The sequence below is a fragment of the Faecalibacterium sp. AM43-5AT genome (assembly GCF_003603345.1).
Lineage (GTDB): Bacteria > Bacillota > Clostridia > Oscillospirales > Ruminococcaceae > Faecalibacterium > Faecalibacterium taiwanense.
In genome coordinates this window covers 35,093-61,957 of the sequence record NZ_QVGZ01000012.1, presented here as the reverse complement: position 1 = coordinate 61,957, position 26,865 = coordinate 35,093, and the positions used below count along the sequence as shown (strand labels likewise).

18 protein-coding genes and 6 tRNA genes are annotated in these 26,865 nt (G+C 56.7%); 12 read left to right on the top strand and 12 right to left on the bottom strand.

The features are described 5' to 3' along the window. Window positions 1-163: 163 nt before the first annotated feature. The 10 genes from infB to DW937_RS12370 all read right to left on the bottom strand — a co-directional run bounded on the left by infB (window position 164) and on the right by DW937_RS12370 (window position 13,277). Window positions 164-2,620: a translation initiation factor IF-2 gene (gene infB, locus DW937_RS12415; RefSeq protein ID WP_118529232.1), complete on the bottom strand. Its 2,457-nt coding sequence runs from the start codon at window positions 2,618-2,620 to the stop codon at window positions 164-166. Then, the gene (locus DW937_RS12410; protein WP_005945406.1) at window positions 2,617-2,994 is read right to left on the bottom strand and encodes a hypothetical protein; all 378 of its coding nucleotides are present in this window, start codon (window positions 2,992-2,994) and stop codon (window positions 2,617-2,619) included. The genes infB and DW937_RS12410 overlap by 4 nt, the downstream gene beginning before the upstream one ends. Beyond that, entirely contained in the window at window positions 2,978-3,277 is a 300-nt protein-coding gene (locus DW937_RS12405; RefSeq protein ID WP_005945403.1) for a YlxR family protein, read from the bottom strand. Before DW937_RS12405 ends, DW937_RS12410 begins: the two co-directional genes overlap by 17 nt. A 33-nt stretch (window positions 3,278-3,310) precedes the next feature. Continuing rightward, a complete protein-coding gene (gene nusA / locus DW937_RS12400) occupies window positions 3,311-4,417 on the bottom strand; it encodes a transcription termination factor NusA (RefSeq protein ID WP_097773881.1) in 1,107 nt (368 codons plus the stop codon). Window positions 4,418-4,454: 37 nt separating this feature from the next. Continuing rightward, entirely contained in the window at window positions 4,455-4,940 is a 486-nt protein-coding gene (gene rimP, locus DW937_RS12395) for a ribosome maturation factor RimP (protein WP_005945397.1), read from the bottom strand. 137 nt (window positions 4,941-5,077) lie between these two features. After that, window positions 5,078-6,319 carry an aminopeptidase gene (locus DW937_RS12390; protein WP_120121106.1) on the bottom strand — a complete coding sequence of 414 codons (1,242 nt, stop codon included), beginning with the start codon at window positions 6,317-6,319 and terminating at the stop codon, window positions 5,078-5,080. Window positions 6,320-6,440: 121 nt separating this feature from the next. After that, window positions 6,441-7,862 carry a glycine--tRNA ligase gene (locus DW937_RS12385; protein ID WP_097773884.1) on the bottom strand — a complete coding sequence of 474 codons (1,422 nt, stop codon included), beginning with the start codon at window positions 7,860-7,862 and terminating at the stop codon, window positions 6,441-6,443. Window positions 7,863-8,044: 182 nt separating this feature from the next. Continuing rightward, window positions 8,045-8,530: a 23S rRNA (pseudouridine(1915)-N(3))-methyltransferase RlmH gene (gene rlmH / locus DW937_RS12380; RefSeq protein ID WP_044954166.1), complete on the bottom strand. Its 486-nt coding sequence runs from the start codon at window positions 8,528-8,530 to the stop codon at window positions 8,045-8,047. 213 nt (window positions 8,531-8,743) lie between these two features. Continuing rightward, window positions 8,744-10,993, bottom strand: a complete 2,250-nt coding sequence (locus DW937_RS12375; RefSeq protein WP_120121104.1) for a DNA gyrase subunit A — start codon at window positions 10,991-10,993, stop codon at window positions 8,744-8,746. A 292-nt stretch (window positions 10,994-11,285) separates the two neighbouring features. Continuing rightward, window positions 11,286-13,277, bottom strand: a complete 1,992-nt coding sequence (locus DW937_RS12370; protein ID WP_118529228.1) for a toprim domain-containing protein — start codon at window positions 13,275-13,277, stop codon at window positions 11,286-11,288. A 354-nt stretch (window positions 13,278-13,631) separates the two neighbouring features. On the opposite strand from DW937_RS12370, the gene DW937_RS12365 reads away from it, so the two are divergent. The 6 genes from DW937_RS12365 (at window position 13,632) to recG (ending at window position 16,381) form a co-directional block, all read left to right on the top strand. Further along, window positions 13,632-13,707: transfer RNA gene (locus DW937_RS12365), tRNA-Phe, on the top strand. Between the two features lie 30 nt (window positions 13,708-13,737). Beyond that, window positions 13,738-13,813 (top strand) — tRNA-Gly (locus DW937_RS12360). Between the two features lie 29 nt (window positions 13,814-13,842). After that, window positions 13,843-13,919, top strand: a tRNA-Asp gene (locus DW937_RS12355). An 86-nt stretch (window positions 13,920-14,005) separates the two neighbouring features. Then, a tRNA-Gly gene (locus tag DW937_RS12350) sits at window positions 14,006-14,081 on the top strand. Window positions 14,082-14,109: 28 nt separating this feature from the next. Continuing rightward, window positions 14,110-14,184, top strand: a tRNA-Cys gene (locus DW937_RS12345). 136 nt (window positions 14,185-14,320) lie between these two features. Continuing rightward, window positions 14,321-16,381, top strand: a complete 2,061-nt coding sequence (recG, locus tag DW937_RS12340; protein WP_120121103.1) for an ATP-dependent DNA helicase RecG — start codon at window positions 14,321-14,323, stop codon at window positions 16,379-16,381. A 67-nt stretch (window positions 16,382-16,448) separates the two neighbouring features. Here the strand turns inward: recG and DW937_RS12335 are convergent, their stop codons facing one another. Then, window positions 16,449-17,141: a metallophosphoesterase gene (locus DW937_RS12335; RefSeq protein ID WP_120121101.1), complete on the bottom strand. Its 693-nt coding sequence runs from the start codon at window positions 17,139-17,141 to the stop codon at window positions 16,449-16,451. Window positions 17,142-17,316: 175 nt separating this feature from the next. On the opposite strand from DW937_RS12335, the gene DW937_RS12330 reads away from it, so the two are divergent. Beyond that, the gene (locus tag DW937_RS12330) at window positions 17,317-18,657 is read left to right on the top strand and encodes a D-alanyl-D-alanine carboxypeptidase (protein ID WP_120020155.1); all 1,341 of its coding nucleotides are present in this window, start codon (window positions 17,317-17,319) and stop codon (window positions 18,655-18,657) included. A 78-nt stretch (window positions 18,658-18,735) separates the two neighbouring features. On the opposite strand, the gene DW937_RS12325 is transcribed toward DW937_RS12330, so the two are convergent. Then, window positions 18,736-18,809 (bottom strand) — tRNA-Gln (locus DW937_RS12325). A gap of 314 nt (window positions 18,810-19,123) precedes the next feature. Between DW937_RS12325 and DW937_RS12320 the strand changes: the two genes are divergently transcribed. From DW937_RS12320 to DW937_RS12300, 5 genes are all read left to right on the top strand, one after another. Next, a complete protein-coding gene (locus tag DW937_RS12320) occupies window positions 19,124-19,582 on the top strand; it encodes an InlB B-repeat-containing protein (protein ID WP_242959143.1) in 459 nt (152 codons plus the stop codon). A 48-nt stretch (window positions 19,583-19,630) separates the two neighbouring features. Continuing rightward, entirely contained in the window at window positions 19,631-19,852 is a 222-nt protein-coding gene (locus DW937_RS12315; RefSeq protein WP_242959145.1) for a hypothetical protein, read from the top strand. 345 nt (window positions 19,853-20,197) lie between these two features. Beyond that, the gene (locus DW937_RS12310; protein WP_118529226.1) at window positions 20,198-20,740 is read left to right on the top strand and encodes a hypothetical protein; all 543 of its coding nucleotides are present in this window, start codon (window positions 20,198-20,200) and stop codon (window positions 20,738-20,740) included. Beyond that, complete coding sequence (gene lepB, locus DW937_RS12305) at window positions 20,737-21,327, top strand: signal peptidase I (protein WP_120121099.1); 591 nt, start codon at window positions 20,737-20,739, stop codon at window positions 21,325-21,327. The genes DW937_RS12310 and lepB overlap by 4 nt, the downstream gene beginning before the upstream one ends. A gap of 15 nt (window positions 21,328-21,342) precedes the next feature. Beyond that, window positions 21,343-26,811, top strand: coding sequence for a SpaA isopeptide-forming pilin-related protein (locus tag DW937_RS12300; protein ID WP_120121097.1), 5,469 nt, complete (start codon window positions 21,343-21,345; stop codon window positions 26,809-26,811). Window positions 26,812-26,865: the final 54 nt, after the last annotated feature.

Sequence of the window (26,865 nt, the reverse complement as noted above, 5' to 3'; positions counted from 1 at the left end):
TCTCCCTATAAAAGAAAACCCTCTCAGCCTCGCTTCGCTCGGCAGCTCTCCCGAGGGGCGAGCTTTTTGCGTGGATACGGCAAACGTTCCGTTTCTCTGCAAACCTCCCACCTCGGGGGAGGTGGCATTGCGCCAGCAATGACGGAGAGGGTTATTTCAGATCTTAATCGCGGTACTCTTCCATCTTGAAGGCTTCGTACACGTCGCCTTCCTTAACGTCGGCAAACTTTGCCAGAGTAACGCCGCACTCGTAGCCCTCGGCCACTTCCTTGGCATCATCCTTGAAGCGCTTCAGGGATGCGATTTCGTCCTCGGTGATCACGATGCCGTCACGCACCACGCGCACCTTGCTGTCGCGGGTGATCTTGCCGCTGGTCACGCGGCAGCCTGCAACGGTGCCCACATTGGAGATCTTGTACACCTGACGGACCTGCAGCTCGCCCAGAGACACCTCGCGGAACTTGGGAGCCAGCATGCCCTTCATAGCGTCGGTGACATCGTTGATGGCATCATAGATGACGCGGTACATACGCATTTCCACCTTGGTGGCAGCAGCTTCTTCCTTGGCCACATTGTCCGGGCGGACGTTGAAGCCGATGATGATGGCGTTGGAGGCATCGGCCAGATCCACGTCGGACTTGCTGATGGCACCGACACCGGCATGGATGACGCGCACGCGCACCTCTTCGTTGGAGATCTTCTCCAGACTCTGCTTCACAGCCTCGGCAGAGCCCTGCACATCGGCCTTGACCACGATGGCCAGTTCCTTCATGTCGTTCTGAGCCATCTGGCTGAACAGGTTATCCAGCGTGACCTTCTGGAAGGAGGAAAACTGCTTTTCCTTGGCGGCAGCAACGCGCTGTTCGGCCAGCTCACGGGCCAGACGCTCATCCTCAACAGCCTCGAACAGGTCGCCTGCTTCGGGCACTGCGGTCAGGCCGGTAATCTCCACAGGGGTAGAGGGGCCGGCATCGCTCAGCAGCTGGCCCTTGTCGCTGCGCATGGTGCGCACGCGGCCCACAGCGGTACCGGCAATGATCACATCGCCGGAGTGCAGGGTGCCGTTCTGCACCAGAATGGTGGCAATGGGGCCCTGGCCCTTGTCCAGACGGGCCTCGACGACCGCACCCTTGGCGCGGCGGTTGGGGTTGGCCTTCAGCTCCATGACCTCAGCTTCCAGAGCAATGCGCTCCAGCAGGTCGTTGATGCCCATGCCGGTCAGGGCAGACACCGGGATGCAGGCCACATCGCCGCCCCAGTCCTCGGTGATGATGCCGTACTTGGTCAGGCCTTCCATCACGCGCTCGGGGTTTGCGGTGGGCTTATCCATCTTGTTCATTGCCACGATAATCTTGACATTTGCAGCCTTGGCGTGGTTGATGGACTCGATGGTCTGGGGCATGATGCCGTCGTCGGCAGCAACCACCAGAACTGCAATATCGGTCATGTTGGCACCGCGGGCACGCATGGAGGTGAACGCCTCGTGGCCCGGGGTATCCAGGAAGGTGATGAGGCTGTCGTTGACCTTGACCTGATATGCACCGATGGCCTGCGTGATGCCGCCGGCCTCGCCTGCGGTAACGTTGGTCTTGCGGATGGCATCCAGAATACTGGTCTTGCCGTGGTCAACGTGGCCCATGACGCAGACCACCGGGGGACGCTCCACCAGGTCCTCCTGCGAATCCTCTTCCTGCGTGAACAGGCGCTCCTCGATGGTCACATGCACCTCGTGCTCGACCTTTGCGTGGAACTCCTCTGCCAGCAGAGAAGCGGTATCGAAATCGATCACGTCGTTGATGGCGTGCATCTCGCCCATCTGCATGAACTTGGCAATGACCTTGCCGGCCTGCTGCTTCAGGCGGGCAGCCAGCTCGCCCACGGTGATCTCGTCGGGGATCATCACCTTCAGCTGTGCGCTGCGGGCCTTTTCCAGCTGGATGCGCTGCAGACGCTCAAACTCGGTCTCGCGCTTGCCCTTCTGGAACTGTTGGCGCTGGCGCTGACCGCGCTGGGTGAACTTTTGCTTGTTGCCCTGCGGGGTGGGCTTGCGGCGGTTCTCGGTGTTCTTGGTGGAAGCCAGATCATCGTAACGGGCATCGAAGCGGTCCACGTTCATATCCACAGTGCGGGTATCTACGGTGACCTGATTGTCCTCGCGGCGCACGGACACAGCCTGTGCCGGAGCAGCGGATGCCTTGGCACCGGTCTCACGAGCCAGTTCGCTGAGAGAAACGGTCTTTTCCTCGCGCTTCTTGTGCTGCTCGTTCTTCTTTTCGTTATGCTTATTGCCGTTCTTATCCTGCTGGGCAGGCTCTGCCTTTTTGGCGGCAGGCTGCTCCGGCTTCTTTTCTGCCTTGGGAGCTTCGGGCTTTTTCTCGGCCTTCTTCTCAGTGGGCTTCGGCTCTTCCTTTGCGGCCTTGGCGCTGTTCAGGAATTCGTCCAGATTTGCCACGCTGTTATCCTTGCTGAACTTTTCCAGCAGGTAGTTCAGCTCGTTCTCTTCCAGATTGGAGCTGTTCTTCTTGCCGGTGCTGCCCATGGCGTTCAGCTCATCCAGGACCTTCTTGGCGGAAAGGTTCAGGTCCTTTGCAAAATCACTCACTTTATATTTTACGATCATTCGGTCATATCCTCCTCATTTTTGATTGCTCCGCAGTCCGACAGGCGGTCAAAGCAGAGCTTTGCGAGGTTGCGGTCAGTCACCGCGTAAACAGCCACAGGCTTGCGGCTGATATCGGCCAGTTTATCCTGCGTAAGCGGCATGGTGATCACATCCACCAGATCGCCCACAGAATAGTCGAGGCGCTGCACGGTCTTGGCGCTGGCATCGCTTGCCACCATCACCAGCCATGCCTTGCTCTTGACGCAGGCATCTTCCACGGCATCAAAGCCCATGGTCAGTGCGCCCGCCTTGCGGCACAGGCTCAGCGCCTGAAACAGCGCTTCCTCCGGCGGCAGCTTGGGCTTTGCGGGGGTGTTATTCTTCTTTGCCATTTGCTGCTGCCTCCTTTGCGGCTTCGGCCAGCTGTGCGGCCAGAGCCTCGTAAACTTCGGCGGGAACCGGCTGCTCAAAGCAGCGCTCCAGCGCCTTTTTCTTTTTTGCCTTGGTCAGGCAGTCGGGGTTCGGGCAGAGATACGCGCCGCGGCCCGGCTTTTTGCCGACCAGATCAATGCTGATCTCTCCGCTGGGTGCACGTACCACACGCACCAGCTCCTTTTTGGGGCGGCTGGTCATGCAGCCGATGCACTGGCGGGAAGGGATCTTTTTCTGTGCCATCCGGTTTTCCTCCTTTGGCCATCTGCGCCGGAATTACTCGGTGTCGGTCTCGGCTTCCTTCTTCGGCTCTTCCTCGCCATAATAGCCGCTCTCGGGGCGGATATCAATGTTGTAGCCGGTCAGGCGTGCACACAGGCGTGCGTTCTGGCCCTTGTTGCCAATGGCAAGGCTCAGCTGCTGGTCGGGCACGGTCACACGGCAGGAACGGGTCTCGCCGGGCAGCAGTTCCACCTTGACCACCTTGGCCGGGCTGAGTGCTGCGGAGATGAACTCGGAGATATCCTCGCTCCACTTCACGATGTCGATCTTTTCGCCGCCCAGCTTTTCCACAACAGCAGCTACACGGGCACCGTGCTCGCCGATGCAGGCGGAAACAGGGTTCACGTTGGGGTCCTTGCTCCAAACAGCCATCTTGGTGCGGGCACCAGCCTCGCGGCTGATGGCTTTGACCTCCACAGTGCCGTCAAAAATTTCGGGCACTTCCAGCTCAAACAGGCGTTTGACAAGGCCGGGGTGGGTGCGGCTGATCATAACGCGGGGGCCGCGCTCAGTGCTGACCACGTCCACAACGTAGACCTGCAGGGTCTGGCCCTCGGTGTACACCTCGCCGGGCACCTGCTCGTTGTGGGGCAGGATGGCCTCGCCGCCCTTGCCCAGATCCAGAGCAACGATGCCCTTTTCGGGATCCACGCGGGTAACGGTGGCCTGCACGATGTCGTGTGCACGGGACTGGATCTCGCTCAGCTGCTGGCTGCGTTCAGCCTCGCGGATGCCCTGACGGATCACGTGCTTTGCGGTCTGGGCTGCAATGCGGCCGAAGTCCTTGGTCTTGAGGGGGGTCACGATGCGGTCGCCCACTTCATAGCTCTTGCGGATCTTCTGTGCCTCGGTAATGCCGATCTCAGAGTGCTCGTCGTACCAGTCCTCGTCGGCCACAACGTCCTGGATCAGGGCCACATCAAAGCGGCCTGCGGCGGGGTCGATATCCACCTTCACGTGGTCCTCTTCCACCTCATAGTTCTTCTTGACGGCAATGATGATCGCAGCCTTGATCTTTTCAATCAGGTATTCTGCGGTGATGCCGCGCTCGTGCTCCAGCATGGAGAGAGCTTCAAAAAATTCATTGTTCGCTGCTGCCATTTTTCGGGTTCCTCCTGTAATTTACTCTCTATCTATGTTAGTCAAACAGGTCTTCATCGTCGCACAGGTTCACGCTGGATGCGGCGTTCACCTCAAAGGTGACAGCGCCCGCATCGGTGTTCACCGTAACGGTGCTGCCCTCGCGGCCTGTCAGGATACCGGAAAACTCACGCACGCCGTCTGCATTCGGGCGGATGAGCTTTACCCGGATCTTCTGGCCCTTGAGGGCTTCATAGTGCTCCGGGCGGGTCAGCTTACGGCCAAGGCCGGGGCTGCCCACTTCCAGATAATAGCTCTGGTCGATGGGGTCTGCCTCGTCAAGGATGGGGTCCAGCGCATGGGAAACATCCGCGCAGGTGTCGGTATCCATGGTGCCGTCCTTGTCGATGAGCACGCGAAGATACCAGTCTGGACCTTCCTTTTCAAAAACCACATCCCACAGGCGCAGGCCCATGCCCTCCACGGTGGGGCGGACAAGCGCTTCGACTCTCTGGGCGGTGTTGCCGCCAGACTGCTTCGCCATAAAAAACCTCCAAACAAACAAGAAACGCGGACCTTGCGGCCCACGTTTCAGGTTAAACTATATCGTACTACTAGAATATACCATACATCCCGCGATTATGCAAGCATTTTCGCAGATTTTTTTCGCCGCAGGGTCTTTTACAGCACCCACACGCCGTCTCGGAACAGCTCCACGGTGTGGCCATCGCGGCATTTGCCGGTGATATGGCTGTCCTCTGCACCGATCATCACATCCTCGTGCAGGCGGGACTGGTTCATGCCGCGGGCCAGCAGCTCTTCCTTCGTCAGCGCCGTTCCTCCCTTCGTAGTGCCGGGGTAGCTGGCACCGAACGCGATGTGGCAGGCGGCATTTTCGTCAAACAACGTGCTGTAGAACAGCTTGCCGCTGCGGTTGATGGGGCTGCTTGCCGGCACCAGTGCCACTTCGCCAATGCTGCGGGAGCCTTCGTCGCCGTCCAGCAGACGGCCCAGCAGCACCTGTCCCTGCTCGGCGTGGTAGTCCACAACCCGGCCCTTCTCAAAGGTGACACGGAAGTTCTTGATGAGCTGGCCGTTGAACACATAGGGCTTTGTGCCGTAGACGATGCCCTCTGCCCTGTCCTTGTGGGGCGCAGTGAACACTTCCTCCGTGGGAATGTTGGGCAGGAACACCACGCCCTTTTCGCTCTTGCTGGCGGCGCTTTCCCACACAGCCTGATCCGCAAGACCCACGGTCAGGTCGGTGCCGTTGCTGCTCTCAAAATGCACGCTTTCCAAGTCCAGCGCATTCATTTTATCCCGCAGAGTGCTGAGCCGCTCCATATGGGCCTGCCACTCGTTCACCGGGTCGCCGCCGGTGACCCGGCAGACGTCAAAAATCAGCTTCCACAAAGCCTCCATTGCGGCATCCGCGTCCAGCTCCTGGAAGACCTTCTTTGCCCACGGCACACTGGGCAGGGCCGCAATGGACCACTGCACCCGGTCGTTCATGGTGTACTCCTGCCACTCCTCCATAAAGGCGCGGCGGGCAGCATTCACCCGGCTGATCTTGTTTCCGTCAATGCCCGCATACAGCTCCGGGTCGTCTGCAATGAGATGCAGTACACACACGCCGCCCTCGCTTTCGGCATAGTCGAGATAGCGGCGCAGCTGCCATGGCTTGAGGTCGGTCAGGGCCTCCTCGCTGCCCAGCTCCATGCGGGCGCGGGCCACAGCGTCATCGCTCCAGTTCACCTGCACATCCCGGGCACCGGCTTCGTAGGCACTGCGCACGCACAGCCGCGCCAGCGGCGCGCCCTCCAGCGGGCAGTTGATGATGAGGGTCTGGCCCGGCTGCGGGTTCACCCCCACCCGGACGATGAAATCGGCATATTTTTTCAGCAGTTCGTCAAAGTTTTCCACGGTAGAACCTCCTGCGGTGCAAAACGCATTTTTTGTTTTCAGTATACCGCAAACCGGTGCCCAAAACAAGCAAAAGGAGCCGTTCCCTTTTTTGCCGGGAACGGCTCCTTGAAAAAGCAGTTTAGAACTCGATCTTGCTCTCGATATAAGCTTTCAGCTCGGAGATGGGCATACGCACCTGCTCCATGGTGTCGCGGTCACGGACGGTGACGCAGTTGTCGGCGGCAATGCCCTTGGCCTCGTCACCCACGGTATCAAAGTCCACAGTGATGCAGTACGGGGTGCCGATCTCGTCCTCGCGGCGGTAACGCTTGCCGATGGAACCGGTATCGTCGTAATCCACCATGAAGTACTTGCTCAGCTCGTTGCGGATCTCCATGGCCTTCTCGCCCAGCTTCTTGCTCAAGGGCAGCACGGCGCACTTGTAGGGAGCCAGAGCCGGATGCAGATGCAGCACGGTGCGGATATCCTCCTTGCCCTTGCTGTCGGTCAGGTGCTCCTCGTCGTATGCTTCGCACAGGAAGGCCAGAGCCACACGGTCACAGCCCAGAGACGGCTCAATGACGTAGGGGATGTAGTGCTCGTTGGTCTCGCTGTCGAAGTACTCCAGGCTCTTGCCGGAAGCTTCCTGATGGCGGGTCAGGTCATAGTTGGTACGATCCGCGATGCCCCACAGCTCACCCCAGTCGGTGAACGGAAAGGCGTACTCGATATCGGTGGTAGCGCGGCTGTAGAAGGCCAGCTCTGCAGGCTCGTGGTCACGCAGGCGCAGGTGCTCCTTCTTGATGCCAAGGCTCAGCAGCCAGTTCTCGCAATAGTCCTTCCAGTAAGCGAACCATTCCAGATCGGTGCCGGGCTTGCAGAAGAACTCGCACTCCATCTGCTCGAACTCGCGGGTGCGGAAGGTGAAGTTGCCCGGAGTGATCTCGTTGCGGAAGGCCTTGCCCACCTGGCACACGCCGAAGGGCAGCTTGCGGCGGGTGGTGCGCTGGATGTTGGCAAAGTTGACAAAGATGCCCTGTGCGGTCTCAGGACGCAGATAGCAGGTGGAAGAGCTATCCTCAGTAACGCCGATGGCAGTCTTGAACATCAGGTTGAACTTGCGGATGGGGGTAAAATCGTGCTTGCCGCAGACGGGGCAGACGATGTCCTCATGCTCTGCGATGAAAGCATCCATCTCGTCAAAGCTCATGGCATCCACGTTCACCTCGGGGTGCTCCTCGCCGATCAGCTTGTCGGCGCGGTGGCGCGCCTTGCAGGCGCGGCAGTCCAGCAGGGGGTCCGAGAAGCTGGACACATGGCCGGTGGTCACCCAGGTCTGAGGGTTCATGATGATGGCTGCATCCAGACCCACATTGTAGGGGCTCTCCTGCACGAATTTCTTCAGCCATGCCTTTTTGACGTTGTTCTTGAACTCGACGCCCAGCGGGCCGTAATCCCAGCTGTTGGCCAGACCGCCGTAGATCTCGGAACCGGGGAACACATAACCACGGTTCTTGCAGAGATTGACGATCATATCAAGGGTCTTTTCGCTCTGTTCCATTGTAGTACATCCTTTCCGTCCGCGGCTGGTTTGCCGTGTCGTTGTTGTATCGTTCCGGCAGCTTTCCCCACTGCCGGGCGTGCTTTTCAAAGGGAAAGCACAGTATCTTTACTGTACCATGTTTTGCGCCGCTTGTAAAGCCGAAAACCGGCCTGCTTTGGGGAACAGACCGGTTTTTGCACTTATTTATGGTATTTCATCCCTGCATTGATGGTGCAGGCACGGTAGATCTGCTCCGTGAGCACAAGGCGGGCCAGCTGGTGGGGCATGGTGATGCGTCCCATGCTGAACTTGAGTGCAGCGGCCTTTTTCACCTCATCGGACAGGCCGTGGGACGAGCCGATGACGAAAGCCACGTCTCCTGCCCCACTGTTTGCGCGGTCGGCAAGGAACTGGGCCAGTTCGTCGGAGGAGATCTGCCTGCCTTCAATGCACATGGCCACGATGGCAGCACCCTTGCGCACGTTGGACAGGATGGCCTTGCCCTCCTTGTCCAGTGCCTTTTTTACCACGGCATCCGAGGCGTTCTTCTCCTCGATCTTTTCCTCCGGCAGCTCGATGATGCGGAAGGACGCGAAGGCGGCAAGGCGCTTCTGGTACTCGGCCACGCCCTCGGCGAAATATTTTGCATTCAGCTTGCCCACACAGATCAGGTCGATGTTTTGCATTGCAGTTTCCTCTTTTATATAGAAACGATTTAAAATTGTCTCCGCTACTGCTTGAACTCCCTCAGTCACGGCTTACGCCGTGCCAGCTCCCTCGGAGAGGGAGCCTCTGGCGAAACCGGATACTTTGCAATTCAACCAGAGGCTTTGCCGCCATGCCAAAGGCCCCATCCTAGAGGGGGCTGTCGAGCGAATGCGAGACTGGGGGAGTTTTTTTTACAGCAGGCTCATCTGCTCGCCCTCGTCCTCGGCGCGGAGCAGCGCACCGGTAGCGGGCAGGCTGCGCACACGGTAGCGGTGGGGGTTCGCCAGCTCCAGCGTGTCCGCAGGCACCACCGAAGCGATGGTCTGGTTCTTTTTCAAAGTAACCACTGCCACGCCCTGACTGTCGCGGGTGGCCTTGGCCGCGATCTGCGCCGTGCCAACCAGCAGCATCCGGCTGGCACTGGTGCGGATGGCAAGCTCGGTCTCCTCCGGCAGGAAGAAGAGCTTCGCCAGCGGTTCCTTGTCGCAGTAGGCCTTCAGCAGCTTGCGACGGTTCTGCTTGGTGGCGTAGGAGCTGAGGGGAATCTTGGCGCACCTGCCGCTGGCAAAGAAGAACAGCATATAGCCGCTGTAGTCGCTGGTGATCACCATGGAGAGCACGTTCTCGCCCTCGTCCATGCCCAGACGGCCCGGGATGAAAATGCCCATCTGGGCCACCTTGCCGTCCTCCAGCTCTGCCAGACGCACCTTGTACACCTGCTGCTTGTCGGTAAAGAACAGTGCTTCCACGTTGTTGCGGGTCTCGATCTGCTGCACGATCTCGTCGCCTTCTTTCAGCTTATGGGCACCGGCGGTGCGCAGACCCTGCGGTGGGATCTTTTTGAAGTAGCCCTCGCGGGTAAAGAACACTGTCACGGGGTAATCCGGCGTTTCTTCCTCCTCGGAGCCGTTCTCTTCCTCAGGCAGATCGTACAAGATCTCGCTGCGGCGGGACTGGCCGTACTTCTTGGCAACATCGTTCAGCTCATTGATGATGATGCGGCGGATGCGGGCGGGCTTTGCAAGGATATCGTTCAGGTCGGCAATGTCCTTTTCCAGCTGTTCGATCTCGCTGGTGCGCTTGAGGATATATTCCCGGTTCAAATGACGCAGCTTGATCTCGGCCACATAGTCGGCCTGCACTTCATCGATGCCAAAACCGATCATCAGGTTGGGCACCACTTCGGTCTCTTCCTCGGTGGTGCGGATAATTTTGATTGCCTTGTCAATGTCCAGCAGGATAGCAGCAAGACCCTTGAGCAGGTGCAGGCGCTTTTCCTTGCCGTGCAGGTCGTAGTAGGTGCGGCGGCGCACGCACTCCACACGGAAGGCCGTCCACTCCTTGAGAATTTCGCGCACGCCCATCACGCGGGGCTGGCCGGACACCAGAATATTGAAGTTCGCGCTGAAGCTGTCTTCCAGAGGGGTAGCCTTAAACAGCTTTGCCATCAGCTTATCGGCATCCACGCCGCGCTTGAGGTCCAGTGTCAGCTTCAGGCCGTTCAGATCGGTCTCGTCACGCATGTCGCTGATTTCCTTGACCTTACCGGCCTTGACCAGCTCCGCGATCTTATCCATGATGGCCTCCACCGTTGTGGTGGGCGGGATCTGGGTGACCTCGATCATGTTTTCGCCGGGTACCACATTGTAGCGGGCGCGTACCTTCACGCTGCCGCGGCCGTTCTCGTAAATTTCACGCATCTGCGCTTCATCATACAAAATCTGACCGCCGCCCACGAAGTCCGGGGCGGGCATGGTGGTGGAGATGTCGTGGTGCTCGTCCTTCATCAGGGCCACGGTGGTGGCGCACAGCTCTGCCAGATTGAACGAGCAGATGTTGCATGCCATGCCCACCGCGATGCCCAGCGTGTTGTTGGCCAGAATGGTGGGGAAGGTGACCGGCAGCAGGGTAGGCTCGGTGGTGGTGCTGTCGTAGTTGGGCACAAAGTCCACGGTCTCCTTGTCGATATCCCGGAACAGCTCCTCGCATACACCCTCGAGCTTTGCCTCCGTGTAACGGGCAGCAGCGCAGGACATATCCCGGCTGTAGGCCTTGCCAAAGTTACCCTTGCTGTCCACAAAGGGCACCAGCAGGCTCTCGTTGCCGCGGCCCATGCGCACCATGGTGTCGTAGATGGCGGCATCGCCGTGGGGGTTCAGGTGCATGGTGCTGCCCACGATGTTGGCAGACTTGGTGCGTGCGCCCTTGAGCAGGCCCATCTCGTACATGGTGTACAGCAGCTTGCGGTGCGCCGGCTTGAAGCCGTCGATCTCTGGCAGCGCGCGGCTGACGATGACGCTCATGGCGTAGGGCATATAGTTGGTTTCCAGCGTGCGGGTGATGGGATCCTCCAGCACACTGCCGGCATTTAAAATTTCAACGCCGTAGCCCAGCTGCGGGCGCACCGGCTTGAGTGTTTTCTTGGTCGATTTTCTAGGCATCTTCTAACCTCTTGACGATTTTAAATGGGCGCCACTCTCGCTCTGCCCATATTTAGCGGAAAATATTTTTTATTTTTGCAGCTCAGGATGGCCTGCGGGCCATCCTGAGCTACTCTTTCACAGATGGAGCCGTTCCGGTTTTCTGCATTTTTCCCTTAAAATGCCGTGACCCGTTGGGGCCTTCTTCGTGAAAACGTGATTTGGAGCAGCCCGCAGGCTGCGACAAATCACCAAATTAAAATAACGTTACCTCTGTCATTGCCAGAGCGCAAGCGGAGGCAATTTAAAATCATCAGCTCACATCCAGATCGTCCAGATATTCTGCGCCGTGCTGCGCAATGTGTTCCTTGCGGCCTGCAAGGTTATCACCCAGCAGGATATCGAACACCTGCGCGGTCTGCACCACATCAGTGGGCATCACCTTGATCAGACGGCGGCTCTCCGGGTTCATGGTGGTCAGCCACATCATCTCAGGGTCGTTCTCACCCAGACCTTTGGAGCGCTGGATGGTGTATTTTTTCTCGCCGATCTCTTCCAGAAACGCTGTCTTTTCCGGCTCGGTGTAGGCAAAATAAGTTCGTTCTTTCGTTGTAATTTCATACAACGGCGACTCTGCGATATACACATAGCCCTTCTCGATCAGGGTCGGGGTCAGGCGGTAGAGCATGGTGAGCACCAGCGTGCGGATCTGGTAGCCGTCCACATCGGCATCGGTACAAATGACGATCTTATTGAACCGCAGATTGTCGAGGTTAAAGGTCGCCAGCTCCTTGTTGTGTTTGCCGCCCAGCTCCACGCCGCAGCCCATCACCTTGATGAGATCCACGATGACATCCGATTTAAAGATGCGAGCATAGTCGGCCTTCAGGCAGTTCAAAATTTTGCCGCGGATGGGCATGATGGCCTGATATTCACTGTCGCGGCTGGACTTGACCGCACCCATAGCGGAATCGCCCTCCACGATATACAGCTCGCGGCGGGATGCATCCTTGGTGCGGCAGTCCACGAATTTCTGCACCCGGTTGGCAAGGTCGATCTGGGTGGACAGGGTTTTTTTGATGCTCTGGCGCGTTTTTTCCGCGTGCTCGCGGCTCTGCTTGTTCACCAGCACCTGCTGGCAGATTTTCTGAGCCTCGTCCGGCTTTTCCAGAAAATACACTTCCAGATAATGCTTGAGGAAGTCGGTCATAGCCTGCGAGACGAATTTGTTGGTGATGGCCTTTTTGGTCTGGTTCTCGTAGCTGGTGCGGGTGGAAAAACTGGACGAGACATACACCAGACAGTCCTGCACATCCTGAAAGCTGATGGCGCTCTCACCTTTTTTATAGAGGTTCTTTTCCTTCAGGTACTTGTTGATCTGGTAGACAAAGGCGGTGCGCACCGCGTGCTCCGGGCTGCCGCCGTGCTCCAGCCAGGAAGAGTTGTGGTAATATTCCAGCATCTGCACCTTATTGGAGAAGCAGAACGCCGCGCTCATGCGCACCTTGTAATCCGGCTGGTCCTCGCGGTCTCGGCCGGATGCCTCACTCTCGCAGCTGAACACCGGGGTCAGGGTATCCTCCCCTGCCACCTCGGCCACATAGTCCGCGATGCCGTGCTCATAGCACCAGCTCTCGTACCACGCCTTGCCAGTGGCAGGGTCTTTCTCTTTTTCATCGGTAAAGTTCAGGGTCAGGCCTGCGTTGACCACCGCTTGACGGCGCAGGGTATCCTTATAGTAGCTGCCAGGCACATCGATGTCGGTAAACACCTCGTCGTCCGGCTTCCAGTGAATGATGCTGCCGGTGCGGCGGCCCTTGTAGGCTTCCTTCTGCAGGCCGCCCACATTCTCGCCCTTTTTAAAATCAAGGTGATAGTGGTATCCGTCACGGTAGATATCGGCGGTCATCCATGCAGAAGCATACTGGGTAGCGCACAGGCCCAGACCGTTCAAGCCAAGGCTGAACTCGTAGTTATCCTCACCCTCGCCATACTTGCCGCCTGCATACATCTCGCAGAACAACAGCTCCCAATTGTAGCGCCCCTCGCCGTTGTTCCAGTCCACGGGCATACCGCGGCCAAAGTCCTCAACGATAACGCTGCCATCCTTACAGCGGGTCACGTTGATGGTATCGCCGTGGCCGTCGCGGGCTTCGTCGATGGAGTTGGAGACGATCTCAAAGATGGAGTGGGCGCAGCCCTCCACGCCGTCTGAGCCAAAGATAACGGCCGGGCGCTTACGCACACGGTCGGCACCCTTCAAAGAAGTAATGCTCTCGTTGCCATATTCCTGTTTTTTTGCCATGCTGCTCCTCCCGGCCCGGCCTTTCTTGCAAAAAGCGGGCCGTCTGTAGTCAAATCATAAAACGCCTCTGCCCTTTTCTTACTATAATATAGGTATACACAGAGAAAAAGGGCAAAAGTGCCTGAATCATTTCATTTTCATTAAACCATAGGTTGTTGAATTTGTCAATTTCTGTTTGGCGCGCCCGCACACAGCACGTCCTATGCCGGATGAGCCGAAAGCAGGTTGAAAAAGTCATTCTTATTTTACGCGCTGGAGCGACCAAAATCAAGAAAGTTTCAATTTTCTGAAAAAAATTTGGATTTACCCCTTTACAAAATCGAAATTTCAGGTATAATAATCATCGTCCGGTGCGCCTCTGTAGCTCAGTCGGTAGAGCAGGGGACTGAAAATCCCCGTGTCATTGGTTCGATTCCGATCGGAGGCACCAGTCAAGGAAACCCAGCAGGGTTTCCAATATGCGGCCGTAGCTCATCTGGTAGAGCGCCACCTTGCCAAGGTGGAGGTAGCGAGTTCGAGCCTCGTCGGCCGCTCCATAACGGAGCAGCAACAGTTGCTCCAATATGGCCCGGTAGCTCAGTTGGTTAGAGCACCAGCCTGTCACGCTGGGGGTCGTCGGTTCGAGCCCGATCCGGGTCGCCACCAAGAAAGCGTAAGCTTTCACCTACTTTGAAACTTGTTTTCAGGGCATCAGAAATGATGGGTGCAAGGTAAAATGCACCGAATATGCGGCCGTAGCTCATCTGGTAGAGCGCCACCTTGCCAAGGTGGAGGTAGCGAGTTCGAGCCTCGTCGGCCGCTCCAACAGGAGTGGAAATTCACTCCTAAATATGGTGACGTGGCCAAGTGGTAAGGCAAGGGTCTGCAAAACCCTCATCCACCAGTTCAAATCTGGTCGTCACCTCCAAAAGATTCCCGGAAGCTTCGGCTTCCGGGATTTTTTGTTTTGCGTTGTTCCCGGAATGATTATCGCCGGTTTAGCTGGATTTGCAAACGGGAAGGTGCTACAATGGCTATACTACTTTGCAAAGGAGCTGATGCCTGTGCCCGCCGAAAACCATACCACCCTCACCCCGGATACGCCGGTGCGCTACCTGAAGGGCGTTGGCCCCAAGACCGCTGAGCGGTTCGAGAAGCTGGGCATCGTGACGCTGGCCGACCTGCTGTGCCACTACCCGCGCAGATATATCGACTTCACCAAACCCTATTCCATCGCCGAAGCGCCCACCGATGTGGAGTGCGTCGTCAGGGCCGAGGTGTTCGCCAAACCCGGTGGGCGTATCCTGCCGGGCGGGCGGCGGATGGAGCGCATCACTGCCGGGGACGATGTGTCCAGTCTGGAGATCACATGGTTCAATAATCCCTATGCCGCCCAGAAGCTGCAGCTGGGGCAGGAATACTATTTTCAGGGCATCGTTACCGGCGGGATGCTGCGCCGCCAGATGGTCAACCCGCAGGTGCGCACCGCCGAGCAGATCAAGGCTTCTCCCTTTGAAGCGGTCTACCCCCAGACCGAGGGCCTGACCAGCAATGCCATCGCCAAGTGCGTGCGGCAGCTGCTGCCCCATGCAGAACTTCTGCCCGACCCTCTTCCGCCGGAAATGCTGGCAAAATACCGTCTGCTCTCCAAGGCAGATGCGGTGCGGGCCATCCACTGCCCTGCCACCGAAGAGCAGGCCTATGCAGCCCGACGGCGGCTGATCTATGAAGAACTTCTGGTTTTGCAGCTGGGCATTGGCCGGATGAAAAACCGGGGTGCCGCTGCCACCGGTGCGCCCATGCAGCTTGCCGACCCGTCCCCGTTCTGGGCCAGCCTGCCCTTCTCCCCCACCGGTGCCCAGCGCCGAGCCGTGAGCGAGATTCTGGCCGACATGGCGGGCGAGACTTCCATGAACCGCCTTTTGCAGGGCGATGTGGGCAGCGGCAAAACGCTGGTGGCGGCTGCTGCCATCTGGGCCTGCATCCGGGCGGGGTATCAGGCCGCGCTGCTGGCCCCGACAGAAATTCTGGCCACCCAGCACGCCGAAGGCCTGAACCGGATGCTTGCCCCCTTCGGGATGCGGGTGGCCCTGCTGACCGGCGGCATGAAGGCCGCTGCACGCCGCACCACCCTTGCCGCCATCCGGAACGACGAAGCCGACCTTGTGGTGGGCACCCACGCCATCCTCAGCGAAGGCGTGGAGTTTGCCCGGCTGGGTCTTGCCGTGATCGACGAGCAGCACCGCTTTGGGGTACGGCAGCGCGGAATGCTGGCCGAAAAGGCCGCGAATCCGCACCTGCTGGTGATGAGCGCAACGCCCATTCCCCGCACGCTGGGCCTGCTCATCTACGGCGATTTGGACATCTCCATTCTGGACGAGCTGCCGCCGGGCCGCACACCGGTCAAGACCCGGTGCATCACCGGCCAAAAGCGGCGCGACCTCTACCATTTTCTCGATCAGGAGATCGGGCGCGGGCGGCAGGTGTATCTGGTCTGCCCCGCCATCGAGGACACACCGGATGGCGGGCTGAACGCCGTTAAGAGCTACTACGAGGACATTGCCAAAGCCCTGCTGCCGGAGCGCCGGGTAGGCCTGATGCACGGCAAGCTCAAGCCCAAGGAGAAAGCTGCCGTGATGGAGGACTTCAAAGCCGGACGGCTGGACGCACTGGTGTCCACCACCGTCATTGAGGTGGGCGTGGACGTGCCCAATGCCAGCGTAATGGTGATCGAAAACGCAGAGCGCTACGGTCTGAGCGCTCTGCACCAGCTGCGCGGCCGCGTGGGACGCGGTGCGGCGGAAAGTTGGTGCTTCCTTGTCAGCGATAACCAAAGCGAAAACGTACAAAAGCGGCTGAAATTTTTGTGCAGCACCACGGACGGCTTTGCGGTGGCGCAGTACGATCTGGAGACCCGCGGCCCCGGCGACTTTTTCGGCAGCCGCCAGCACGGCCTGCCCACCCTGCAGATCGCCGACCTGATGAACGACACCCGCACCCTGCACGCTGCGCAGGCGGAAGCCGTTGCCATGCTGGCCGACGACCCTCTGCTGGAAGCGCCGGAGCACGCACTGCTGGAACAGCAGGTGCAGCAGATGTTCGAGAAAGCCGGAGCCATGAACTGATCCGGAGGTTTTTTGCGCACAAGCAGCAAATGCAAAAGCCGCTGCACGGCTGGTGCAGCGGCCCCTGTTATCGAACAGAACGCTTTGCGTGCCGTTCGCCCATGCTTATCACATCGCAGAACACGCAGCGGCTTTTGGTGGAAAGCTGGGTATCCTTATGGTAGCAGCCAAAAAACCACTTGTCGTAAGTCAGCTTCAACAAAATTTTATCCAGAAAACTGTGCAGCTGGTTGGTCTCGCCGCTGGCAAGGGCGGTAAAATCCAAAAATCTGCTTGGCGCATCGTGGGTCAGCACATAATCCACTTTGTAATCGCACGCTGCAAGGTTCTCCTCACAAAAGGCGTATTCCTCCTCCGAAGGCATTTCTTCCCTCCACCAGTTCACGCCGGGTTCCCGATCCTCCACATCCTGGCTTTCCGCACCACCAAAGCACAGGTATTTTTTATTCTCCAATTCCAGCACGCTGCCGCGGCACACATGGTACACATTGCCACCCAGTGCCTGCACCTTCCCGCCAAAGCGTTCCTCGGTGGGATACTGCTTTAAAAGGTCGTAGTTTTCGTGGCTGCCGTCCAGAAACAGCAGGATATACGGGCGCTTGCGCAGCCAATCCAGCTTTTTCTGTTCCTCCTTGCTGCCGTCCCACACAAAGCCAAAGTCGCCCAGTACCACCACGGTATCCCGTTTGCCCAGCCAGCGCAGCTTGCCGTGCTTGAAGCGGTCGATGTCGCCGTGGGTGTCCCCTGTCAGATATACCATTCCTGTCCTCCCTGACCGGATGTGAAATCGGCACAATAAGCCTTGTCACACCCCGCCAAACCTGTTATTATAAAGAATACAGCCTTCCGCTGTGATCTCGTTCTTACCCGGCGCACAGCGCTTGTGCCGTGCTGCCTGTTGTTTTATATTATCGCTTTTTAAAGGAATTGTCCACATGAAACGTATTTTTGCGCTGGTTTTGTCGTTCGCTGTCCTGTTCAGCTGCCTTGTGCTGCCCGCCGGGGCTATGTTCGACCCCACCCCGGTCTATCAGGTGCAGGCACAGAGTGCCTATATCGTCAACACCGATACCAATATCATCGTCTATGATAAGGACAGCACAAAGCAGGTATCCGCCGGTGGTCTGACAAAGTACATGACCATCGCCCTGCTGCTGACCAACTATGCCGACCATCTGGACGACACCTTCCAGATGCCCTTTGCCATCTCGGATTACGTTTATAACACCAACAACGCCGATATGCGCTCCAACGAGACCTTTACCTACCGCGAAGCCATGTACGCCATGCTGACCCGCAACGCCAACGAAGCCGCCATGGGCCTTGCTTATGCCCTTTCCGGCGGCGACCTCGCGGGCTGGGTGAGCCAGATGAACACCCTGTCCCAGCGCATCGGCACCACCGGCAGCACATGGACGGATGCCTGCGGCATCGACAGCGGCAACGTGACCTGTGCCGTGGATATGTACCTGATCCTGCGCTATCTGATGAGCTTTGATGCCTTTGTGGAGGTTTCCGGTGCGCCCAGCTTTACCATGCCCGCCAAAGAAAAACACCGTTCTTCGTCTGTTCTGGTCAGCCAGAACGCCGCGCTGAGCAAATCCAGCGGCGGCAAATACTACCGCAGCGCCATGCAGGGCGGCATGTGCGATGTGACCGCATTCAAAAACGACAGTGGCAATCAGAGCTATGTTTCATGGGCCAATAAGGATGGTGCCACCTATATTTTCTGCGTGATGCAAAGCCCGGACACCTGCGACGATTTCGGCTACGCCAATCGCCGCCCGGCCCTGTGCGAGACCGTGAAGCTGATGGACTGGGTGTTCGACAGCTTTTCCATTCAGGCCGCGCTGGATACCGACCTTACGCTGGCTGAGATCCCGGTGAAGTATTCCTCCGATACCAGCTCCCTGCAGCTGTATCCCGCCGACAGCATGATGACCCTGCTGCCCTCCACCGGCGACGGCAGCGTGACCCAGAAATATTTCCACCTGCCGGATCACGTGTGTGCCCCCGTCCAGCAGGGCGATGTGGTGGGCACCGTGGAGCTGAAGCTTGCCGGTGAGACCATTGGCGTGGTGGACCTGATCGCCGGGCAGGATGTCAGCCGCAACCCGCTGCTGTTCACTGTGGCGCGTTTTCAGGAATTCTTAGGCAGTCTGTACCTCAAAGTTGTAATAACATTGAGTATTATTTCCATCATTATCTACCTTGCGTGGGTCCTTTTGAACAACTGGAACCGCCGCAAGCCCACCAGAAAGATCCGCCGCCGCTGAGCTTTGTACCGTTCAGCCGCATTTTGTGGAAAAGTGACGCAAAAAGCCCCGTCAGCCTTTTCAGGATGACGGGGCTTTTGGTTGCGCCAGCAGGAGTCGAACCTACGATGGGGGAGTCAAAGTCCCCTGCCTTACCGCTTGGCGATGGCGCATCATGCAAGATATTATACCATATTCTTTGTTTTTCCACAAGGGGAAGGTTCCACTTTTCCGCTTTTGCGGCGGCTCTGTGATGCCTTTTGCAGCCTGCAATTTGTGAAAAACCAATTTTTTTCATCATAGCAACAAAATACGCCCATTTTGTTGCACTTTTGTTGCATTATATGTGGTAAATATAGGATTGAATAAACCTCCTCTTCCCGGCTTTTTCGTCTACTGCCTCATGGCGGGGACATCGAGGTCTGTTCTGGTGTTTCCGTTCCCGGCAGGCACCACATCCCAATTCGTCAGGAAAGCGAGGAGTCATATGAAAAAGATCTTGAAAATGCTGGTCCTCGGTCTGCTCAGCGCTGCACTGCTCTGCTGTGCACTGCCCTCTGCCTTTGCCGCAGAAGACAAGGATTCGCAGGTCTACACCATTGGTCTGGATGCCATGGGCGGCAGCAGCTCCGCTGTGGCAGTCACCACCAATCTGAGCGGCAAACTCAGTGCCCTGCCCGCGCAGCCTACGCTGGAAGGCTACACCTTTGACGGCTGGTATACCGAGCCGGTGGGCGGCACAAAAATCAGCACCTCTACGGTGTTTACCGGTGATACCACTGTGTACGCACACTGGACCGTGAAAAATGCCACCACTTCCACCAGCACATCCACACCCGCTCAGCCGGAACAGACCGCGCAGGAATACGATGACGGCCCGGTTCTGAGCGTTCTGGCGGTAGCCGGTGCTCTGATCACCACGCTGGCCGTGGCTGCCTTTATTTAAGTCTTTCCACGCACTGTATCAATTTTATCAATAGAAAGGAAAATCTCCATGTCTACTATGAAACTGCCTGCAAACTATGCCTCCATCAGCGAAGAGGAAATGGTCTATCTGGACGGTGGTGCCAGCGACGCTTACAACAGCTTCCTGAATATCGGTAAGGTGTTCAACGCCATTGCCCGCATCTTCTCCGGTGCAAGCTCCATCATCAACAATGTCAACGTGATCTACCAGTCCTTCCTGACTCTGGGCGATCTGCTGAAGAGCTTCTGATCCGGCTTCTATTTTCATCTGTTTTTCAAGAACTGTTTCCGTTGTGGGGACAGTTCTTTTTGTTTTTAATGCATTTTCAGTCCGGTGTATCCGGCGTAATCGTTTACATCAAAAGAAACAATTTTTTTATTCTTTGGCAAAAAAATGCACAGAAAAAGCATTTTTGTTACGCTTCTGTTGCGCATGTTGTGCTAACATACAGGGTAGAAGTTTATCCATCAAACTGGCGCTGTCACGTCGAAAACTAATATATCAAATGTGGTTTTGTGGTGCGAAAATTTTCGGATTTGTCGAAAGTTTTCGTTCGCCTGATCCGACCACTTTTTGCGGGAGAAATCGATCATTATGCCGGACCGTGAACTGCGGCACATGCGCCGCACCGAATTAGTCGAGATCATTCTGGCGCTCAAGCAGAGCGAGGACCAGCTCCGGGCAGAAAACGCTGCCCTGTCTGCCCAGCTGCAGGAACGGCAGATCCATATTGAAAACGCAGGTTCCATTGCGCAGGCTGCACTGGAGCTGAACAAGGTGTTTGAAGCGGCGCAGGCTGCGGCCGATGAATACGTTGCATCGGTGCACGCAGCAAACAAAAACACCAATGCCGCCGCCAGCGCTCTGCGCGCTCAGGCGGAAGCCGAAGCCCAGCAGATCCTTGCACAGGCACAGACTGAGGCCGCGAACCTGAAGGCCCGCACCCAGCAGCAGTGCGACGCGGAAGTGGAAGCCGCCGCACGCAAGCGCGCCCAGACCGAAGCGGACTGCAAGGCAATGCTTGCCCGGACGCAGCAGGAGATCCAACAGCGCTGGGCCGCTTTTGACCACCGGGCCAGCGAACTGCTGGACGGCTATCACAGCACGGAATTCCTGCCGGAGGAGCGTGCCAAATGAAAGAGCAAAAGATCAGGTTCACGCCCATTCCATCCACAGCAGAGGTGGAAGCAGAGCGCGAACGTCTGGCCTACCGCAGCCGTTATATGCGGGTGCTGCGCAGCACGGTCTACACGCTGCTGGTGGTCGCGGCCGTTGCCGTGCTGGTGGCCACCCTGTTTCTGCCGGTGCTGCAGGTCTCCGGCGACAGCATGAACCCCACTCTGCAGGACCGGGACATCATTCTGCTGGTCAAAGGCAGCGACATGAAGACCGGCGACCTTTGCGGATTTTACTGGCAGAACAAACTTCTGCTCAAGCGCATCATCGGCCTGCCCGGTGATGTGATCGAACTGGACGAGGACGGTGTGGTCACTGTGAACGGCCAGACGCTGGATGAGCCCTATGTAGATGAACTGGCTCTGGGCGAATGCGACATCAAATTTCCCTATCAGGTGCCGGAAAACCGGTATTTCGTACTGGGTGACCATCGGGCCACCTCCATTGACAGCCGCAGCAGTGTGATCGGCTGTGTGGAAAAAAGTCAGATCGTGGGCAAGGTTTTTTTGCGGGTATGGCCTTTATCCAGCTTCTGGTTGATCCCCTAAGGAGGTTTAGGAATCATGCGGGATATTGTGAAAGAATATCAGGAAAAGTTCCGTCGGAACCACCAGCGCGCCAGACGCTATACTGCGCTGCTGCTGGCACTGGCGCTTACCACCAGCCTGTTCGTGAACTGGCAGCTGCACGGCGTGGGCATTGCCAAAACGGCCGAATATCTGTGCGGCGAGCTGGAGCACGAGCACACCGCTGCCTGCTATGAAAAGCAGCTGGTGTGCGGCTATGAGGAAGGCGAACCGGAGGACTGGAACGCTACCATGACGGACGACGGCATGTCTTTTGATGATACATTCGGCATGGATGATGATGCGTTCGGCGTGGATGCGGATGATCCCGGCATTGCAGCCTATTCCGCAGAGCCGGAGTACATCTTTGTGCCCCATGAGCACACCGACGACTGCTACCAGGAAGTGCAGGAGCTGACCTGCCTGGAAGAAGAGCACACCCACACCGACGACTGCTTTGACCCCGAGGACGGCAGCCTGATCTGTGATCTGTTCGAGCACACCCACGACGACAGCTGCTACACCACCACCTATGAGCTGGTGTGCGGTCTGGAAGAGGGCGAGCTTGTAGAAGAAGTGAACCCCGATTATGACCCGGTGGCCCTGTTTGAGGAGCCGGTGGCCGCAAAGCCCGTGGTGGTCGATCCTGTGATCGAGACCCCGGTGCACCACCACACCGATGCCTGCTACGAGGAAGTGCTGGTCTGCGGCCTGCCGGAGCATCACCACACGGTGAACTGCCTGTCCGACCCGCTGGACGGCACGCAGGACGAAGACGAATGGCTGGACAAGACCGGCACGGCCTTGTCCGGCATGTGGAACGAAGACCTGCTCACCGTGGCACAGGGTCAACTGGGCTATGAGCAGAGCGAGAAAAATTTCAAGCTTGATACCGATGACGGCGAGACCCTGCGCTACTACACCCGCTACGGCCAGTGGTACGGCAACCCCTACGGCGAGTGGGACGTGATGTTCCTGTCCTACTGCCTGAACTATGCAAATATCCCGCAGCGCGCGATCCCGCAGCGCGCCAGTACGCTGGCCCTGCGCAGCGAGCTGCGTTCCACCGGTTATCTGCTGGACCCGGACAGCGACATTGCGGCCTATGAAATGGACGCAGACATGTCTGTTACTGGCCTGCAGCCCGGTGATATCGTGTTCTATAACGCCACCACGACCGAGACGGTCGCTGTGGCAGACGAGCCGCAGATCGAGGACCTTTCCCCGGATGCTGACACCGAGCTGCTGCAGGCTTTGAGCGCCCCGGCAGCGGCCGAGCCGCAGACCGAAGAGCGCACTGTCTCGTGTGAGACCGTGGGCATCGTGTCGGCTGTGGACGAAGCTTCCGGCACGCTGACGGTCATCTCCGGCAACGTGGACGGCAAGGTGTCCGAGGTGTCCCTTGCGCCGTCCCAGCTCACCGGCATGATCCCCGTGGCATCTGTGCAGGCCGCGGAGAGCGGAGCGGATACGATGGATGGCACTGATCTTGATTTTTCAAAGATGCTGAATGGTTCTCAGTATGTAACCGATTTCAAGATTCAGAAGCTGCAGGACTCCGACTACTCTGACGTCACAGAGAGTACCGTAACCGATAAGCTTCATGGCTTTATCGATCTGCGTGATATCCCGGCTGACCGCATCAAGGACAATAATTATAAAGTATATGTCCCGATTCCAGAGGGTCTCGACAAGCTGAATAATGGCGGCGCTGAAAAAGGCAGTCTGAAGGACTCTTCTTATTCCGGCCCCAACGGAACCATCTGTGGCACCTACGAGTTCGTGCAGGATGCCGACGGAGACTGGTATGTTGTCTTTACTTATGATAAAGATTACATCAACCAGCAGGAAACGACGAAAGACAGTAAAGTCAAAACCGACGTTTCTTTCGATTTTCAGTGGGATACCGCTAAAATCAGCACAGATGAATCCAATAAGTTCACCATTAACGGCAAAGACATCACGATCACGATCAAGGATCAGAGCGAAGATAAGCCGTCCGATAAAAAGAACTATTCCCTGTCCAAGGACGCTGGCTCTCTGCGTTATGATAGTCATGATGCCTACATTGACTACACGGTCACGCTCAAATTAAAGGATGACATGGCTGCTCCTTTGACCCTGACCGATGCCTTGCGTTGTCCTGCCAATGCCGACTTCCAGTATACTGGTACGCCGGATGTTTCTGGTTCGAACGGTGCGTCCAACACGACCGTTTCCTGGACGGATGGGACTGACTCCAGCACAAAAACCATCACACTGGGACAGGAGGGCGAGACCCTCGCTGCAGGAACCTATACGATCACCTATCAGGTAAAGGCTACTAACTTCGGCAATGTTGACTACGTCAACAACGAGAAGGTCAAAAACACTGTCACTTTTAAGGACACCAGTAAAACGAAAGAGACCTCTCTCACCACAAAATTGATCGACAAGTCCGGCAAGCTTGAGAATGGCGAGATCATCTGGACCGTGAAGATCAATATCGATCAGGATGACACCTCTCTGCGCTATCTGCCGAAAGATGCCAAGTTTACTGATACGCTTCCTGATGATCCCGTTGACAATAAGATCACCGTCACGAAGGATGGAAAATCCACCGATGTCACACTGGACAACACCATCTATGACAGCAGCAGCAAGCTGCTTACTTACCCTCTGGAAGAAGGTTTCCATTCTTACGAGATCACCTATCGTACCAAAGCACCTGAAAACGCATCTGAATCCGAGACGGTCGTCAAGAACACCGGTAAGATCGATGGTACCGGCATCAATGGTTCCGACTCTTTCAACGTGAAAATTCCTTCTACCCTGCTGAGTAAGCACTTGGAAAACGGCAGTCATGATACCCAAACCGCAACTATGGATTGGGTCACAACTGTCAATGCAACAGACCTTAACACCCTCGTCTATTACGATTGGAGCAGCACCCGCTGGGATGCCGACACTTCCAAGAGCGTCCGCCTGCAGCAAATCGTTGCTGACAGCGTACACGTTTTTGATGCATCCGATCTTGAAGTAACCGACAAGGTGACCATCAACTATCAGTATTCGCGCACCGAAAACGGTGTTGAAGTCGGACTGTTCTCGGTAGATTTCAAAGAAAAGAACATTCAGGGGCCTGCAACCATCAAATATCAGACCACAGCCGATTTGTCTTGGGTGGCATCTGGCACACGCTGTCAGATCACGAACTACGGACAGCTGAATCAGGGCGATATTGTTTCGGATGTGTATGATTTCACCAACTCTTCCGAGCAGCGTAAATACTTCCGGAAGATTGCAGGCGATTCCAGCAACTGGAACAAAACAGAAGACACCATCACCCTGAAACCCGGACAGAAGATTCCGTGGACGATCGCTATAAACGATACCACGGATGAGGGTCTTGTATGGGATGCTGAAAAAGACAAAGAATGGGTCGTTAAGGACCTCATCCCTGCCGGCCTGAATCTGGATGAGAGCAGCGTCCGGGTCGAGCTGAACGGTAACGCAGTTTCAAGCAATTCCTATACCGTTTCTGCTGAAAAGCAGGCAGACGGCAGCACCAAACTGGTGGTCACTCTTCAGCCGGAGTGCTATACGCTTACAGTCAATGGGAACAAAACGCTCAGCAAACGTGTTTTTATCACCTACGACACCACACTGGACCCTGATAACACAGAGGTCTGGAACGGTGGCAATGTTGCCTCCTTTGTCAACAACGCTACATTCGAGCGGAACGGCGAACAGAGCGGCAGTGATTCCTTTAAGGAAACTGTCACCCGAAATGTTGTGGGCAAACACGGCAACTATGATGAAGCAACCGGCCTTCTGACCTATCAGGTACAGGTCAATCCTAACAGCGTCACACTGAACAATGGCGTGTCGTTGACTCTGTATGATTTCATGTCTGTTCCGGATGGTCTGTACAGCAAAGATGGTACCACCTCCGACCGTGTAACATTGGCAGGTGTCTCTGTCTTTGAGGGTGAGCTGCAGGCAGATGGCTCTCTGGAAGCAACGACTTTCCTCAAGGATCTCGCCCCGATTGAAGGAGATTACGACAGCAGCTCTGCTCCGGAAAACGTTACTGGGAATACCTACTACACCAAACGGAATAAGGATCGAAACCAGATTCAAGTCTGGACGAAGGTACCAGACGGCAAGGCTTTGGTTCTGGTTTTCCACTATACGGTCAATACCAAGAATCTGCCCGCTAAGAACTATAAGTTCAAGAATACCGTGCAGTTGGAGGGCTATAATTCTTACGTCGATGAAAATGTAGATTTCAAGAGCGATTCTTCCGGTAACGCAGGCATCGATTTCAACACCAACAATGTTACGATCGTGAAGTACTCCGGTACCCAGAGCAATCTGCTGTCGGATGCAAAGTTCCAGCTGGAAGCCTATGAAAATGGCCAGTGGACTGATGTAAAGCAGTATGTCACCTCTCAGAGCGGCAATTCCGTCATGTCCGGTCTTATGCAGGATACGCTTTACCGTCTGCATGAAACCGCTGCGCCGGAAGGTTACCTGCTGCCAGACCCCACTCCGTATCACTATTTTGTCATTTCCAAAACTGCCTATACCTTGCCGACAGATTCGGGCTTTGTCGAAGGCCGTGACTCCTTCGCCCTCTACAAGCTGGGGGAAAATGAGTCGTTCGGAAGCTTTTACTACTACTGCAACAATGCCCCCAAACCCCACTACGTCAAGCCCGGAAGCCTGAAGGTGACCAAGGTCTGGCAGGACTCCAACGGTGATGAGATCACCGATAAGTCCATTCTGACTGTGCTGAAGCCGGTCAATGTAAAGCTGGTCAAACACGCTAAAAAAGCGGTTGTGACATTTGTTGGTACAAACGGCTTCTCTTATTCCTGCTCTGTTTACCGCAACGGCAGTATTACTGTTAACTGGAATGGTACCCAAAAGTTTACTGCCACCCCAGAAACCGCTGATAACGCCACAATCACTCGCGCAGACTCCACTAACGGAAATGTTTATATTACCAATATCAAGGGTGATGTCACAATTCAGGTCGAATCTCCTTTGGATAGCTGGTTCCCATCTGCTGTGGCCTGCAATGAGGGAACCTATACGTGGGAAGATTTCATTTATGCCTACCCGATTACAGAGCTGCGCTATGATAACAAATGGACCTATACCTGGAGCGACCTACCCACCAGCGAGGACGGCAGCATCTGGTACACGCTGGAAGAGGTTTCCGCTACCGATGGCTACACCACCTCTTATGTGATCGGCAGCGGCGAGGCCTCGGAGAGCTGCCCGCAGATCACGCTTACCCCGTCGGAGGGTGTCAATGCGCAGGTGGTCAACCGCTCTACGCAGTCCGACGAATACGAACTCCCCTCTACCGGCGGGGCCGGTACCAAACTGTATACAGCAGGCGGCGGCGCGCTGATGCTTGCCGCTCTGGTGTGCGGGGTTTGCAGAAAGCGCAGACACGAGAGGAGGGAACGTTAAAAAGCCTGCATCCTTCCTGACACGGCGGCAAAATTGATTCTGCGCCGGAAGCAG

Bases quoted from the DNA above. Each gene is read 5' to 3' on its own strand.
- infB (WP_118529232.1), bottom strand. From the start codon at position 2,620: ATGATCGTAAAATATAAAGTGAGTGATTTTGCAAAGGACCTGAACCTT.
- DW937_RS12410 (WP_005945406.1), bottom strand. From the start codon at position 2,994: ATGGCAAAGAAGAATAACACCCCCGCAAAGCCCAAGCTGCCGCCGGAG.
- DW937_RS12405 (WP_005945403.1), bottom strand. From the start codon at position 3,277: ATGGCACAGAAAAAGATCCCTTCCCGCCAGTGCATCGGCTGCATGACC.
- nusA (WP_097773881.1), bottom strand. From the start codon at position 4,417: ATGGCAGCAGCGAACAATGAATTTTTTGAAGCTCTCTCCATGCTGGAG.
- rimP (WP_005945397.1), bottom strand. From the start codon at position 4,940: ATGGCGAAGCAGTCTGGCGGCAACACCGCCCAGAGAGTCGAAGCGCTT.
- DW937_RS12385 (WP_097773884.1), bottom strand. From the start codon at position 7,862: ATGGAACAGAGCGAAAAGACCCTTGATATGATCGTCAATCTCTGCAAG.
- rlmH (WP_044954166.1), bottom strand. From the start codon at position 8,530: ATGCAAAACATCGACCTGATCTGTGTGGGCAAGCTGAATGCAAAATAT.
- DW937_RS12375 (WP_120121104.1), bottom strand. From the start codon at position 10,993: ATGCCTAGAAAATCGACCAAGAAAACACTCAAGCCGGTGCGCCCGCAG.
- DW937_RS12370 (WP_118529228.1), bottom strand. From the start codon at position 13,277: ATGGCAAAAAAACAGGAATATGGCAACGAGAGCATTACTTCTTTGAAG.
- DW937_RS12335 (WP_120121101.1), bottom strand. From the start codon at position 17,141: ATGGTATATCTGACAGGGGACACCCACGGCGACATCGACCGCTTCAAG.
- DW937_RS12330 (WP_120020155.1), top strand. From the start codon at position 17,317: ATGAAACGTATTTTTGCGCTGGTTTTGTCGTTCGCTGTCCTGTTCAGC.
- DW937_RS12320 (WP_242959143.1), top strand. From the start codon at position 19,124: ATGAAAAAGATCTTGAAAATGCTGGTCCTCGGTCTGCTCAGCGCTGCA.
- DW937_RS12315 (WP_242959145.1), top strand. From the start codon at position 19,631: ATGTCTACTATGAAACTGCCTGCAAACTATGCCTCCATCAGCGAAGAG.
- DW937_RS12310 (WP_118529226.1), top strand. From the start codon at position 20,198: ATGCCGGACCGTGAACTGCGGCACATGCGCCGCACCGAATTAGTCGAG.
- lepB (WP_120121099.1), top strand. From the start codon at position 20,737: ATGAAAGAGCAAAAGATCAGGTTCACGCCCATTCCATCCACAGCAGAG.
- DW937_RS12300 (WP_120121097.1), top strand. From the start codon at position 21,343: ATGCGGGATATTGTGAAAGAATATCAGGAAAAGTTCCGTCGGAACCAC.